The following is a 14,358-nucleotide window of genomic DNA, read 5'->3' as shown; positions in this document are numbered from 1 at the left end:
TTCCGACTTCAAATCCATAAGTTAGAACCATTCTAATTCAGGAGCTTTCCATGCTGTCCGCCACCCTGCAACGTCGCCGCTTTTCAGATCTGTCCGAACAGGAAATCCTCGCGTTGGCCATCTCGAACGAGGAAGACGACGCGCGGATCTATCGACAGTATGCCGAGCATTTGCGTGAAGAGTTTCCCTCGTCCGCGAAGGTGTTCGACGGCATGGCCGAGGAAGAAGACGAGCATCGCCGCCTGCTGATCGAAGCGCATCAGGCGCGGTTTGGCGATGTGATCCCCTTGATTCGGCGCGAACATGTGGCTGGCTTCTATGCCCGCCGCCCGGTGTGGCTGGTTGAAAATCTAGGGCTTGAAACCATCCGGGGCGAAGCGCGCGAGATGGAGCGGCAGGCCGAACAGTTTTACCGCAAAGCGGCCGACCGCACGTCGGATGCAAACACCCGCAAGCTTTTGGGCGATCTGGCTGCGGCCGAGGCCGACCACATCCATGCCGCCAGCGATTTGGAAGCCAAACATCTAGATGATGCCGCCCGCGAAACCGAAGACGACGCGGCCCATCGCCAGTTCATTCTGACATGGGTGCAGCCGGGACTGGCTGGATTGATGGACGGCTCGGTCTCGACCCTTGCGCCGATTTTCGCCACAGCCTTCGCCACGCAGGACACGCACACCACGTTCCTTGTGGGACTTGCGGCCAGCGTCGGCGCCGGGATCTCGATGGGGTTCACGGAAGCGGCCTCGGATGATGGCGAGCTGTCTGGGCGCGGCAGCCCGATCAAGCGCGGCTTTGCCTCGGGCATCATGACCACGTTGGGCGGGCTGGGCCATGCGCTGCCCTATCTGATTACGGATTTCTGGACCGCAACGACCATCGCGATCCTTGTCGTCTTCGTCGAACTTTGGGCCATTGTCTGGATCCAGAACCGCTTCATGCAGACCCCGTTCATGCGCGCCACGTTGCAAGTCGTGGTCGGCGGTGCGCTGGTCTTTGCCGCAGGCGCCATCATCGGCGGCGGCTAGGCTGGCCTGACATATCTCGGCGACTGGCGATAGAAGCGGCAGACGGATCGGCACAGGCTCCAACCAGGAGGACATGACTGATGTGCGACGCAAATGGAACTGCCGTGGGAACGGTGTTGCTTGAGAATGACCGGATGCGCGTCACCGAATGGCGCTTTGCCAAAAAGGGTGACAACACGGGCTGGCATACGCACGCCTATGACTATCTTGTCATCCCAATGTTTGACGGAATTCTAGAGATCGACCTGCCCGACGGAACGCGTGTCGAGGCATCGCTTCGGGACGGAATTCCTTACGATCGCAAGGCAGGTGTCGAGCATGATGTGATCAACGGCAACGACTTCGAATGCGCCTTTATCGAAGTCGAGCTGCTTGAGGATGCAAAACCGACCTAAGCGCCGCATGGTCAAGTGAAATTCCGCATGCTAGGGCTTGGCGTATGATCGACGTGCTTTTGCAAACCCTTCCCTTTTTCGCCTTGATCGGGCTGGGCTTTGGCGCCGCCGCACGTGGCTTTTTCCCGCCCGAGGCCACGGCCTATTTGACCCGCTTCGTATTCTACTTCGCGCTGTCGGCCATGCTTTTTCGGTTCTCGGCCAACCTGACCCTGTCCGAGGTGATCAGCTGGCCCTTCATCTGGGCCTATGCACTCGGCGGATTAGGGGTCTACATCCTTGCCACCGTGGTCGCCCTGATCCGCAAACGCGGTGCACAAGAAGCCGCGGTAGAAGCGCAATGCGCCGTGATCGGCAACACAGGTTTTCTGGGCGTTCCCATGTTGGCACTTTTGTTGGGCGAGGCTGCAATTCCCGCCGTGATGCTGGTGCTTGCCGTCGATCTGTTTCTGTTCAGCAGCCTGATCGTGATCATTATCACCGGCACACGTGACGGGCGGGTCAGCCCTGCCGTTCTGGGGACTGTCGGCAAAGGGCTGTTGTCGAACCCGATGATCGTCTCGATGGCGCTTGGGTTTGCGTGGTCCTCGACCGGATGGAACTTGGCTGATCCCGTTCAGCGTTTTCTGGACCTTCTGGCAGGCGCCTCAACCCCCGGAGCACTTTTTGCCATCGGGGCATCGCTGGCGTCGAAATCAGCCGAGCGTCTGTCCGTCGCGGGCTGGCTAAGCTTTGCCAAACTGATCCTGCATCCGCTGGCCGTGGGCATTCTGGCCTTCATGGTATTCGACGTCGATCCCTTCATGGCGGGCGTCATGGTCGCGGCAGCGGGTCTGCCAGTGGCGGGCAACGTCTATATTCTGGCGCAGCACTATGGCGTGGCGCCCCAACGGGTGTCCTCAGCGATTTTGCTGTCGACACTGGTGTCTGTACTGACCGTATCAGCAATAATTGCATGGGTAACGTCATGACCTTACTGACCGGCGCCTATCGCCTGTTCTTCCCAGCCGCTGCCTTGTTTGCTGGACTGTCGATCCCCCTTTGGCTTTTGGCCCATGCTGGTGGCGCGACGCTTAGCGCTGATCCATATCTGTGGCATCAACACGAGATGCTGTGGGGATATCTATCCGCAGCCTTGGTTGGATTTCTATTTACCGCCATTCCGAACTGGACAGGCCGCCCAGCCCTGTCGCCGATGGCATTGCTTGCGCTATTCGTGCTGTGGCTGGCTGGGCGGATCTCGATGTTCATGGCGCCCGATATGATGACCTCGCACCTGCTGACATCTAGCTTCCTGCCCATCGCGGCAGCATTGGCCCTGCGCGAGATTTTGGCGGCAGGCAACAAACGCAACATTGTCGTGGCTGCAATGGTCGGGGCGTTCTGGGCAGCCCAGCTTGTGTTCCTGTGGATCGACACACAGATTGGCCTGACCGCTGGTTTTGGCGTGTCTCTTATGCTGATGACCTTGATCGGCGGTCGGGTCACCCCCGCTTTCAGCCGCAACTGGCTGAAGAAGCGTGACGCGGCCCGCCTGCCTTCCGAGTTCGGCGCGGTCGACAAAGCCGCCATTGTTCTGACTGTGGTGACAGCAATCTGCTGGATCATCACCGACACCAGCATCCTGACAGGTCTCGCGGCAGCCCTCGCAGCGCTGGCACAAGTCCTGCGCCTGTCGCGTTGGCGTGGTCTGGCCGTTTGGTCCGAGCCCTTGCTGTTCGCCCAACACGCTGCCTATGCGTGGCTTGCGTTTGGACTGGCGCTTCTCGCGGCGGCCAGCCTTGTTGATTGGGCCAGCGTCGGACAAGTGCACCACGCGCTGGGGGCCGGGGCAATCGGCACTATGACCGCCATTGTCATGCTGCGCGCACTTCTAGGCCACTCGGGTCGCCCGATCGAGGCAACACGCGCGGACACGGTCCTGCTGATCGCCCTACATTTGGGCGCTGTTTTGCGCGTCTGCGCAGATTGGGCAGCCGACCCAACCCTGTTCTATCACGCGGGCGGCACACTTTGGTCCGCAGCCATGATCGCGCTGGCTGTCCGTGCTTTCCCCATTGCCATTGCACCGCGCCTCTAGTTAAAGCGTTTCGGGATAAACTTGAGGCACAAGTTTGTCGCGAAACGCCCGCAACATTGACATCTTGCGCTTCGTTTCGGTTCCCCCCTGTGTCAGGGTAAAACCGAAACGCTTTAGGTCGGATCAACATTTTTCGAAAGGAACGCGCCATGGAAACGATTTCGGAGAACGCCTGTTTTGGCGGCACGCAAGGGGTCTATAAACACGCCTCGGACGCCACAGGAACGGATATGACCTTTGGCCTGTTTCAACCGGTCGAGGCCCAAGACGGTCCCGTGCCGGTGCTGTGGTATCTGTCGGGTCTGACCTGCACCCATGACAACGCCATGACCAAAGCAGGCGCGCAGGCATGGGCGGCCGAGCAAGGCATCGCGCTGATTTTCCCCGACACCAGCCCGCGTGGGCCGGGTGTGGCGGATGATGACGCCTATGATCTTGGGCAAGGTGCCGGGTTCTATGTGAACGCCACGCAAGATCCATGGGCACCGCATTTCCAGATGTGGGATTACATCACTGAAGACCTGCCGGATCTCGTCTTCAACAAGTTCGCACTGGATGCCGAACGTCAGGGCATCACCGGCCATTCGATGGGCGGCCACGGCGCGCTGACCATTGCCATGTCCCTGCCCGAGCGCTTCCGCTCGGTGTCGGCCTTTTCGCCCATCTGCAATCCGACCGCATCGGATTGGGGCAAGAAACAACTTGGCGCCTATCTGGGTGACGATACGACCAAATGGGTCGCGCACGATGCCAGCCTTCTGATGAAGAACGTGGGTTTCGACGGGCCGATGCTGATCGACACCGGAACACAGGATCAGTTTATCGATCTTTTGAAACCCGAGACACTGGCCAATGCCATCGCAACCCGCCGGCAAGAGGCAGTGTTCCGTATGCAACCGGGCTATGACCACAGCTATTTCTTCGTCTCGACCTTCATGGAAGATCATGTGAACTTCCATGCCGAGGCCCTGTGGGCGTAACCTGATGGCCCTGTATATCGACGCAGATGCCTGCCCAGTCAAAGCCGAGGCCGAGGTCGTCACGACCCGCTATAAGACGCAGATGTTTCTGGTGTCGAATGGCGGGCTGCGACCGTCACAGAACCCTCTGGTCGAAATGATCTATGTCCCCGATGGCCCTGACATCGCAGACATGTGGATCGCCGATCGCGCGGGTCCCGGCGACGTGGTGGTGACTGGGGACATCCCGCTCGCCGCCAAATGCGTCGAAGCCGGGGCCGAGGTGCTACGTCACAGCGGCGAGCGCTTCACCCAGGCCAATGTGCGCGAGCAGCTGGCCATGCGCGACCTGATGGCCGACCTGCGCGCCGCTGACCCCTTTCGTCAAGGCGGCGGCAAGGCGTTTTCCAAAGCCGACCGCGCCCGGTTTCTTCAGGCCTTGGACGCGGCCCTCAGACGTACTGCTCAACCAAACTGACCACTCGAGCCAAAGTTGACCTTAGGGTAACCGGCATTTGTTGAGATTTTTTCCCCTTATTCGCCATCGCGTTGCTGTGGTTCGCTAACTCACACGAAGACACCCCATCAGCCCAGCTACGGGAAGGGGTTGGCGGCAGCATGTTGCGTGCTGTGGTAGGCGTTATGCACATCATGCTGGCGAAATTTGTACCAAAGCCATTTTCAAACACCGGGGGAAGGCAGCTGCTTTCCCCTTTTTTCTTGGGCAACTCAACGCAATCTCTTGCCTAACCGACCTTCCGGGACTACGCAGTAATTAACACTGACCGGAGGGCAAGCCATGCCGCATAGCGACCCGAAAACGCTGGTCTCGACCGACTGGCTGGCGAAACATTTAAAAGATCCCGACCTGCGCATCCTCGATGCAAGCTGGTACATGCCGGATATGAACCGGGACGCGAAGGCGGAATACGACGAAGCGCATATTCCGGGTGCGCGCTATTTCGACATTGATGAAATTGCCGACCTGCGATCAGACCTGCCGCACATGATGCCCCCGGTGGAAAAATTCATGTCCCGCGTGCGCGCGATGGGCGTGGGCGACGGTCACCAAATCGTTGTGTATGACGGCATGGGCCTGTTTTCCGCAGCCCGCGTTTGGTGGATGTTCCGCCTGATGGGGCACAAGGACATCGCCGTACTGGATGGCGGTCTGCCTAAATGGCAAGCCGAAGGCCACCCGACCGAGGACATGCCCCCCGTCATCCGCGACCGCCACATGACCGTCAAACGTCAGGCACATATGATCAAGGACGTGACACAGGTCGCCGCCGCCTCAAAACTTGGCGACTACGAGATCATTGACGCCCGCGGTGCTGAACGGTTCCGCGGCGAGGTGCCCGAGCCCCGCGAGGGCCTGCGTGCCGGGCATATCCCGAATTCGAGAAACGTCCCGTTTGCCACGCTTTTGAACGCGGATGGCACGATGAAATCCCCCGAAGACACCCGCGCCGTGTTTGAAGCAGCGAATGTCAACATGGACAAACCCGCCATCCTTAGCTGCGGCTCGGGCGTGACGGCCGCCATCCTTGCCTTGGCACTGGAGCGTATGGGCCAAGACCGCCACGCGGTCTATGACGGCAGCTGGTCCGAATGGGGCATGTATTCCGACCTGAAAGTCGAAACCGGAGAGTAGACGATGTTCACCAACCTGAAAGCCCAGCCCAAAGACAAAATCATGGCGCTGATGCAGCAGTACCGCGAAGACCCACGCGAAGGCAAAATTGACCTTGGCGTTGGCGTGTACAAGAACGCACAGGGCGTCACCCCTGTGATGCGTGCCGTGAAAGCCGCCGAGAAGGTGCTGTGGGAAATTGAAGGCACCAAATCCTACACCGGTCTGGCCGGCGATCCAGCATATGGAAACGCCTTGACCAAGCTGGTTCTGGGCGACGTGATCCCGGCCGAGCGCCTGTCGATGGCCGCCCAACCCGGCGGCACCGGTGCGATCCACCAAGCGGTCGAACTGATCAAGATTGCCTCGCCCGACGCAACGATCTGGCTGTCGGCACCGACATGGCCGAACCACCCCTCGATCATCAAGCACCTTGGCATGAAAATGGCCGAGTACCGCTATTTCGACAACGAAAGCCGCGCGGTTGATTTCGACGGAATGATGGAAGACCTGAAGGGCATCAAAGCGGGCGACGCTGTGCTGCTGCACGGCTGCTGTCACAACCCGACCGGCGCAAACCTGACCCTGCCCCAGTGGCAAGAGGTCGCGGACCTAATCGTTGAAAAGGGTGCGACCCCGCTGATCGACATCGCCTATCAGGGCTTTGGCGACGGTCTGGAAGAAGACGCCGCTGGCGTGCGCCTGATCGCGCAAGCCGTGCCAGAAGCAATGATCGCGGCCAGCTGTTCGAAAAACTTCGGAATCTATCGCGAGCGTACCGGCTTGCTGGTTGGCATCTCGGAGAACGCCGAGCAGGCTGGGATCACCCAGCAGAACCTGACCCACCTGAACCGTCAGAACTTCAGCTTCCCACCCGATCACGGCGCCCGTCTGGTGACCATGATCCTTGAAGATGAAGGCCTGAAAGCCGATTGGATGGCCGAACTGGAAGACGTCCGCACCGGCATGCTGGCCCTGCGCGAAAAGCTGGCAGGTGAACTGCGCGCCCGCTCTGGTTCAGACCGCTTTGGCTTCATCGCCGACCACCGCGGCATGTTCTCGCGCCTCGGCGCCACGCCCGAACAGGTCGAAGCCCTGCGCGTGGATCACGGCATCTATATGGTCGGAGACTCGCGCATGAACATCGCGGGCCTGAACGAAGAGACCGTGCCGCTGTTGGCAGAAGCAATTGTGAAGGTTGGAGTTTAGGCCCTAACCGTTAGCAAAAACACTCCGAAGGTTGGGGCTTAGGCCCCAGCCTCTTTTCAAAGAACTGCCTTACTCCTGACCAGAATCAAACGGTGCAGGATAGAGTGATTGCACAAAGCTCTCGTGCGCTTTCTGATGGCCAGAGTGATAAATCGTCGAGTTCTGATCTCTGGTTCGGGCTATCAAAAACCGGCCATTTTGGTTTGCGAACGTAAAGGCAAACACGCCGTTTGCACCGGCAGAGACAACCACGTGTTTACCGTCGAGGTTGCCAATTGATCCTTCGGTAGACAAAAGCGCCAAGCCCCGTAGTCCATCGTGCATTGTCTGATTGCCAATGAACGCTAAGACATTGTTTAGATCCAAAGTTCCATTGCGCCTCTGGAGGACACTGAACTCGGCAAGGTATTCACCTTGCACAAATTCAGGAAGATCATAGCGACTCTCATCTACATCCGGCAAACGAGACCAAACGGATGGCAACGCGCACACCTCTCCGTGCTTACCTGTCGGGGTGCAAACCTCACCGACTTCGTCGTCAAACCTCCAAAACCCATCATCGTAGATAAGGGCTGGGCCACCCTTCACTTGAACATTTGCGATCACTTCGCGGGCAGACGCCGCAGAAGCTGCAAGCACAATACACAACGAGAAAAGAGCTAATTTCAAAATGAGCTTCCGATTTTTCCATTCAGACGAGCCACCGTGCTCGTCATCAAAATCAACCTACGGTTAGTATCACATCTATTTCAAGTCGGGAGCCAAGGTCCCAATGGTGTTTCGATTGCGAACAAACGAAAAGAGGGCCTTCCAGCCCCCTTCGGATATCTAGCGTCCAGTTGCTTAAAAGCGCTGCGAGGACGACAGAGGACCATTGCCCTCAGAATTAGGTGGCAGGTCTCAGCCCGAGCTTCACGAGAATTCTTGTCAAAGGACAAAAGCCCGTCAGTCCGGCTTGAAACAGATTCAGGCCAACGAAAGCCGTGAACCAAAGCCAGCTCACCGAAGTTATGTCGATCTGCCCATTGGCTTGGGCCAGTCCAAGGCTGATCAGAACGAACAGTCCTGCGATGGACATTGTTGCGCGTTGTGCATTCATTTTCGCTATCCAGTATCTTTGTGACCGAGGAGTACCCTCTATCACATATAATTTTCTGAATGTGAAGACATGTCATTGTCGCAGCGCAGGCCGTGAACGGCATAGGGATAACGCAAAAAGAAAAGGGGACCTTCCAGTCCCCTTTTCCACCCTGTTGGCCTTGGCATTTGCGCGGCCAGCGTGTGCCGGGGGTTAATCCCCCGGCGTTTATAGTCTTACCCGTTGGTGAACTCCGGGTAGGCTTCCATGCCCAGTTCGGACATGTCCAGCCCGTTCACTTCTTCCTCTTCGCTGACCCGCAGACCCATGGTGGCCTTGATGATCGAGAAGAAGATGAAGCTTACGACGAAGACGAAGATGCCGATTGCCAGGAAGCCCATGATCTGGGTGCCAAAGCTGGCGTCCGTGTTGGTCCAAGCCACGATGAACGTACCCCAGAAGCCTGCAACCAGGTGAACCGGGATGGCGCCAACCACGTCGTCGATCTTCAGGCGGTCCAGCAGCGGAACTACGAAGACCACGATCGCACCACCTACGCCACCGATGATCAGCGACTGGAACAGCGTCGGGGCCAGAGGCTCGGCAGTGATCGAGACCAGACCAGCCAGTGCGCCGTTCAAGGTCATCGTCAGGTCGACCTTTTTGAACATCACCTGCGTCATGATCATCGCAACGACAGCACCTGCGGCAGCAGCCATGTTGGTGTTGGCGAAGATGCGTGCCACGTCCGAGACATCGCTGATCGTGCCCATGGCAAGCTGCGAGCCGCCATTGAAGCCGAACCAACCCAGCCACAGGATGAACGTACCCAGAGTTGCCAGCGGCAGGTTCGAACCCGGCATCGGGATCGTGCGGCCGTCTTTATACTTGCCGATACGCGGCCCCAGGATCAGGACACCCGCCAGAGCTGCGAAGCCACCTGCTGCGTGCACCAGTGTCGAGCCAGCGAAGTCAGAGAAGCCAGCTTCCGACAACCAGCCGCCGCCCCACTGCCAGCTTGCCTCAATGGGATAGATGAAGCCGGTCAGGACAACCACGAAGGCCAGGAAAGGCCACAGTTTGATGCGCTCAGCCAGAGTGCCCGATACGATCGAAGCCGTGGTGGCACAGAACATCAGCTGGAAGAAGAAGTCCGATGCGCCCGAGGCATAGCCTACGTCCACGGCATCAGCAGCAACACCAACCGGATCAAGCGAGGTCACCGCGAAGAACGGGCCAAGCCAGCCTTCGACCAGCCAGTCGCCGGGATACATGATGCCGTAACCGGCCAGCCAATACATGATCGCCGCGATCGAGAAGAGCGCGATGTTTTTGGTCAGCTGCATGGTCACGTTCTTGGAACGCACCAGACCAGCTTCCAGCATGGCAAAACCAGCGGCCATCCAGAAGACCAGAATGCCGCCCAGAAGGAACAAGACCGAAGTCAGGATGAAACCGGTGTGTGGCGCGGCTTCGCCTTCCGCGAAAGCCAATCCCGGCAATACGGCCAACAGGGCCGTCGAAATCAGTAGTTTGCGTGTCATTGTCTGTCCTTTCACGCTTATACGGCGTCAACGCCAGTTTCGCCGGTGCGCACGCGCATGGCGTCCGACACGTCGAGGGTGAAGATCTTGCCGTCACCGATCTTGCCGGTGTGTGCGGCCTTCGAGATGGTCTCGACAACCTCGGCGGCAAGGTCGTCATTCACGACGATCTCAAGCTTGATTTTCGGCAAAAAATTCACGGCGTATTCCGCGCCGCGATAGATCTCGGTGTGACCCGACTGGGCCCCAAAACCCTTGATTTCAGAAACCATCATGCCAGTGACGCCTACGGTGGTCAGAGCCTCGCGTACATCTTCAAGCTTGAACGGTTTGATCGCTGCAATGATCAGTTTCACGTTCTTTCCTTTCCTTCTTCGGCACGATCCGTTGACCGTGCGCTTGCAGCAAGTCAGACGCCGCAGCGCAGAAAATGCCCACAGATGAGGCTAAATTGGGCAGGAAAGCTGACCTGAAAACCGGATGCGCCCGGTATTTGACGTGGTTGCCTAGCGCTGTGATGAAAAATGCAGCAGCGCGAAAAGTCGCGCGGTGAGGGGCTTCGGGCTACACTTGCCCGAAACGAATCGCTAAAGCGTTTGAGAAGAAGATTAAGACAGGTATCGTTCCGACGCGCCCGCAATGCTGATGCGTTCCAGGCGTTTCGGCTTTACGCTGTTTCAGAAGAATACCGAAACGCTATATGTCACAACGACAAGCACCGAGCAGACCCGGACGAGTATCATGAGCCAATCTGGCCGAAAGCGCCCCGCACTGGTGGCAGACAAGCGTTATCCTGCGAAAAAGGCGGCGCCCAAGAAGCCTGCGCGCACCACGACCACCAAGCGCAAAGCAGCGCCCAAGCGTCGCCGCTCGGGCGGAGGCGGTGGGCCGCGCAAACCGCGCTCGATCTTCATGTGGCCCTTCGTCTTCATTGGTTGGGTGCTGCGGATGCTATGGCGCCTGATGTGGAAGGGTGCGGTCGTGACCGCGCTGATCATCGGGGCTGCGGTGTTTTACTTCGCCTCGACCATGCCCGAGCTGAATACGATGCTGGATGGCCGGGCCAAAGGGTCTGTGACCATTCTGGACCGCTATGGCGAGGTCTACGCCTGGCGCGGCGACCAGCGTGGGCGCACCATCACAACCGAAACCGTCAGCCCTCACCTGAAAAATGCTGTGGTCGCGACCGAAGACAAACGATTCTACGGCCATTTTGGACTCAGCCCGCGCGGCATCGCCAGCGCGGTGAAGATCAACCTCAGTGAAGGGCGCGGTCCTTTGTCCGGGCACGGTGGTTCGACCCTGACGCAGCAGGTTGCCAAGCTTCTGTGCCTTGGCGTTCCTTATGACCCCGATGTCTGGAAGACCGAAGCCGCATACGAGGCCGACTGCCGTCAAGGATCCCTGTGGCGGAAGATGAAGGAAGCCATCTATGCGATGGCACTGGAAACCAAGTTCACCAAAGACGAGATCCTGACCATCTATATGAACCGCGCCTATCTGGGTGCGGGGTCGTTCGGCTTTGACGCGGCTTCTCAACGGTATTTCGCCATTCCCGCGTCCGAGCTGAACCCGGCGCAGGCCGCGATGCTGTCGGGCATGCTGACCGCGCCGTCGCGCTTTGCACCGACCAACAATCTGAAACGCTCGCAGGATCGCGCAGCCACCGTTCTGCGCCTGATGAACGAACAGGGGTATTTGTCGGACAAGGATACGGCCCAATACCAAGAGAACCCCGCCGTTCTGTCAAAAGCCGCCAAAGCGCAGGCAGGCGGGTATTTTGCGGATTGGATCATGGGCGACCTGCCGGCCTTCCTGACCCGTAAGACGACCGAAGACGTGATCATCAAAACCACGCTCGACCCGCGCATTCAGAAAGCGGCGGAAAGCGCGATGGCCAAGATCTTTGATGAAAAGGTCTCGGAAGGGTCCAAAGCACAGGCCGCGATCGTCGTGATGAGCGCCGATGGCGCTGTCCGTGGCCTTGTGGGCGGACGCGAAACCCGCGTGACGGGCGCCTTCAACCGCGCCACGCAAGCCAAGCGTCAGACTGGGTCGGCCTTCAAGCCCTTCGTTTATGCTGCCGCCTTGGACATGGGGTATAGCTGGAACGATTTCGTGATCGACGAACCCTATTGTCTGAACATCCCGGGCTCGGGCGAATGGTGCCCAAAAAACTACTCGAAGAAGTTCTATGGCCCCGTCAATTTCACCGAGGCCCTGGCCAAATCCCTGAACATCCCCGCCGTGAAAGTGTCGGAAGAAGTCGGGCGCGAGGCGGTCCGCTCGGTTGCATCGAGCTTTGGGATCGAAAGCGATCTGGCCGTAGGCCCCGCGTTGGCACTTGGCGCCTCTGACGGGACGCTCTTGGAAACCACGGGTGCCTATGCGGGCATCCTGAATGGTGGTTCATCCGTGACACCCTATGGCCTCACTCAGCTGCGACTGGTGGGGGACCGAGATCCCCTGATGACCCAGGCCGGCGGCATTGGCGAGCGTGTCATCTCGCGCGAGGCAGCCGCGCAACTGACCTATATGATGAGCCGCGTGATCGAAGAAGGCACCGGCACACGCGCGCGCATCGAAGGGATCGAAATCGCGGGCAAGACTGGCACCAGCCAATCGGCGCGCGATGCGTGGTTCATTGCCTTCACGGCGGACTATGTGATGGGCATCTGGATGGGGTATGACGACAACACGCCCTTGAAGGGTGTGACCGGCGGCGGCCTTCCGGCCGAGATGTGGCGCGAGGCGATGGTGAACATCCAATCACAGCTGGTCCCCACACCCCTGCCGATGATCCGCCCTGATTTCGTTCCGCAATTCGACGGGCGCACGATGACCTCGGGGGACAATCAAGGGTTCCAAGGCATCCCGCAGACCGGTGGCGGCGGCGGCGGACAATCGGTTGGTGAGGCCGTCGAGGATGCGCTTATCGGGGTGCTTCGTTCGATCTTCGGACAGGGCAACTGAAACTGGCGCAACTGACCTGACAGACAGACAAAGAAAAAGCCCCGGCGCGATGGCCGGGGCTTTTCTATTTCTATTCTACGGGGCCAAAATTAGCCCTTCTGCAGATCCGCAATCAACTGGTTCAGATCACCCTTGCGACGGTCCAGCATCGCGCCGATTTCCTTCCGCTCGGATTTCACGATCGAGATACCTTCGACCTGCATATCGATAAACTTGCCATTGCTGGCTGCCACGATGAACACAACATCGAAGGGCGAGTGGCCTTTCAACGTTGTCTTGGTCAGAACTTCAAAGCGGCTTTTCACTTGCTTCGTGCTGATGACATCAATGCGACCGCCTTCGAATTCGCGGAAGCGGCTGCCATAGCGGCGCGCGATATAAGCGCGGAAGGCTTTGATGAATGCGCTTTTCTGTGATGCGCTGGCCGACCGTCCATCCGGGCCAAGCGCGGACAGTGCGATGAAATTCACGTCAGCATATTGTGCAAACACGCCTTCGAATCTCTTGATCATCGTTGCCTCGGACGCGCCCGAGTTGATGATCGAGTTGATGTCGCGCACGACCTTACCAATCAGGCTTTCGGCCTGAGCTGCAGAAACAGCAGCCAATGCACGCCCCGGCATCGCGGCCAGAACGCCCAATCCAGCCAGCCCGCCAACAAAGGCGCGACGTGTCATAGAGGTCTCGTTACCCATCATACGCATCGTAAATATCCTCAAGCTCATCGTCTTCCACTTCAACGCCCAGCTCGTAACGGCGCGAGTCCAAATAGTAGAGCTGCATCACGTCGTAGCCCTCTTCGCTATTATAGAACTCGTCAATCGTGTCGCTGAACTGATAGCGATCACCAAACTTAGACAGAACCCAAGCGGCTTTGGGAAGGTGTTTCACTTCGGTCGGCAAAGCCAAGCTTAGTGGGTTCAGGACAAAGTCGACCAATATCCCAAATCCATCACGCTCGGTCGACGGGCCAAAGAAGGGCAAAACCACGTAGTCCCCTTCCGGCACACCCCAAACATGCAGGGTTTCACCAAAATCGCTTTCACGTTCTTCAAGACCAATATCGGTTGCGACATCAAAGATGCCAAGCAGACCTAACGTAGAGTTGAACGCAAAACGGACAGTGTTGTGCAGCGCATCCTCGATGTTGCCCTGCAGAAGGTTGTTCGCGACAACCCCCGGCAAAGACGCGTTATCCGAGAAATACGAAACCGAATCGCGCACCGGTTGTGGCAAGATGGTGCCGTAAGTGTTCGACGCAGGCGAAACCAACACGCGGTCCAACTTGATATTGGCACGGTGAGTCCGACGGTTCTGATCCGCGTGCGGATCGTTATAGCCTGAAGGCGCAGGCGCTGTCGCACAAGCACTCAGCCCCATCAGCGCCAGACCGGCCAGCGCGACTACAAGTTTGGAATTTCTTTTCTTCACGTGAACTATCGCTGAATTTGGTGTTTTC

Annotated in this window: 15 protein-coding genes; 9 read left to right on the top strand and 6 right to left on the bottom strand. The window is 58.4% G+C overall.

What is annotated here, in order from left to right:
- Positions 1–50 precede the first annotated feature (50 nt).
- The 8 genes from mbfA (at position 51) to ALP8811_RS00385 (ending at position 7,304) form a co-directional block, all read left to right on the top strand.
- The gene (gene mbfA / locus ALP8811_RS00420) at positions 51–1,028 is read left to right on the top strand and encodes an iron exporter MbfA (RefSeq protein ID WP_108855236.1); all 978 of its coding nucleotides are present in this window, start codon (positions 51–53) and stop codon (positions 1,026–1,028) included.
- 80 nt (positions 1,029–1,108) lie between these two features.
- Positions 1,109–1,423: a cupin domain-containing protein gene (locus tag ALP8811_RS00415; RefSeq protein WP_108855235.1), complete on the top strand. Its 315-nt coding sequence runs from the start codon at positions 1,109–1,111 to the stop codon at positions 1,421–1,423.
- Between the two features lie 44 nt (positions 1,424–1,467).
- On the top strand, positions 1,468–2,394 hold the full coding sequence (locus ALP8811_RS00410; RefSeq protein WP_108855234.1) for an AEC family transporter: 927 nt from the start codon (positions 1,468–1,470) through the stop codon (positions 2,392–2,394).
- Complete coding sequence (locus tag ALP8811_RS00405) at positions 2,391–3,503, top strand: NnrS family protein (RefSeq protein ID WP_181363651.1); 1,113 nt, start codon at positions 2,391–2,393, stop codon at positions 3,501–3,503. Before ALP8811_RS00410 ends, ALP8811_RS00405 begins: the two co-directional genes overlap by 4 nt.
- A gap of 149 nt (positions 3,504–3,652) precedes the next feature.
- Positions 3,653–4,483, top strand: coding sequence for an S-formylglutathione hydrolase (fghA, locus tag ALP8811_RS00400; protein ID WP_108855232.1), 831 nt, complete (start codon positions 3,653–3,655; stop codon positions 4,481–4,483).
- A gap of 4 nt (positions 4,484–4,487) precedes the next feature.
- Entirely contained in the window at positions 4,488–4,940 is a 453-nt protein-coding gene (locus ALP8811_RS00395; RefSeq protein ID WP_181363650.1) for a YaiI/YqxD family protein, read from the top strand.
- Positions 4,941–5,261: 321 nt separating this feature from the next.
- Positions 5,262–6,116 (top strand): 3-mercaptopyruvate sulfurtransferase, encoded by an 855-nt coding sequence (gene sseA / locus ALP8811_RS00390; protein WP_108855231.1) that lies wholly within the window; start codon positions 5,262–5,264, stop codon positions 6,114–6,116.
- A 3-nt stretch (positions 6,117–6,119) separates the two neighbouring features.
- Positions 6,120–7,304 carry an amino acid aminotransferase gene (locus tag ALP8811_RS00385; RefSeq protein WP_108855230.1) on the top strand — a complete coding sequence of 395 codons (1,185 nt, stop codon included), beginning with the start codon at positions 6,120–6,122 and terminating at the stop codon, positions 7,302–7,304.
- Positions 7,305–7,373: 69 nt separating this feature from the next.
- Here ALP8811_RS00385 and ALP8811_RS00380 read toward each other — a convergent pair whose 3' ends face one another.
- The 4 genes from ALP8811_RS00380 to ALP8811_RS00365 all read right to left on the bottom strand — a co-directional run bounded on the left by ALP8811_RS00380 (position 7,374) and on the right by ALP8811_RS00365 (position 10,282).
- On the bottom strand, positions 7,374–7,973 hold the full coding sequence (locus tag ALP8811_RS00380; protein ID WP_108855229.1) for a hypothetical protein: 600 nt from the start codon (positions 7,971–7,973) through the stop codon (positions 7,374–7,376).
- 217 nt (positions 7,974–8,190) lie between these two features.
- The gene (locus ALP8811_RS00375; protein WP_108855228.1) at positions 8,191–8,403 is read right to left on the bottom strand and encodes a YgaP family membrane protein; all 213 of its coding nucleotides are present in this window, start codon (positions 8,401–8,403) and stop codon (positions 8,191–8,193) included.
- Positions 8,404–8,618: 215 nt separating this feature from the next.
- Complete coding sequence (amt, locus tag ALP8811_RS00370; RefSeq protein ID WP_108855227.1) at positions 8,619–9,926, bottom strand: ammonium transporter AmtB; 1,308 nt, start codon at positions 9,924–9,926, stop codon at positions 8,619–8,621.
- Positions 9,927–9,943: 17 nt separating this feature from the next.
- Positions 9,944–10,282, bottom strand: coding sequence for a P-II family nitrogen regulator (locus ALP8811_RS00365; RefSeq protein ID WP_108855226.1), 339 nt, complete (start codon positions 10,280–10,282; stop codon positions 9,944–9,946).
- 385 nt (positions 10,283–10,667) lie between these two features.
- Here ALP8811_RS00365 and ALP8811_RS00360 point away from each other — a divergent pair, with 385 nt between their 5' ends.
- A complete protein-coding gene (locus tag ALP8811_RS00360; RefSeq protein WP_108857357.1) occupies positions 10,668–12,899 on the top strand; it encodes a transglycosylase domain-containing protein in 2,232 nt (743 codons plus the stop codon).
- Positions 12,900–12,988: 89 nt separating this feature from the next.
- Here ALP8811_RS00360 and ALP8811_RS00355 read toward each other — a convergent pair whose 3' ends face one another.
- Both ALP8811_RS00355 and ALP8811_RS00350 read right to left on the bottom strand, forming a co-directional pair.
- Positions 12,989–13,576 (bottom strand): MlaC/ttg2D family ABC transporter substrate-binding protein, encoded by a 588-nt coding sequence (locus ALP8811_RS00355; RefSeq protein WP_108857356.1) that lies wholly within the window; start codon positions 13,574–13,576, stop codon positions 12,989–12,991.
- Between the two features lie 10 nt (positions 13,577–13,586).
- Positions 13,587–14,330 carry an MlaA family lipoprotein gene (locus tag ALP8811_RS00350; RefSeq protein WP_181363649.1) on the bottom strand — a complete coding sequence of 248 codons (744 nt, stop codon included), beginning with the start codon at positions 14,328–14,330 and terminating at the stop codon, positions 13,587–13,589.
- Positions 14,331–14,358: the final 28 nt, after the last annotated feature.

It is taken from the genome of Aliiroseovarius pelagivivens, from assembly GCF_900302485.1.
Lineage (GTDB): Bacteria > Pseudomonadota > Alphaproteobacteria > Rhodobacterales > Rhodobacteraceae > Aliiroseovarius > Aliiroseovarius pelagivivens.
The sequence above is the reverse complement of the archived record's forward strand: the minus strand, read 5'-3'. Positions and strand labels throughout refer to the sequence as shown.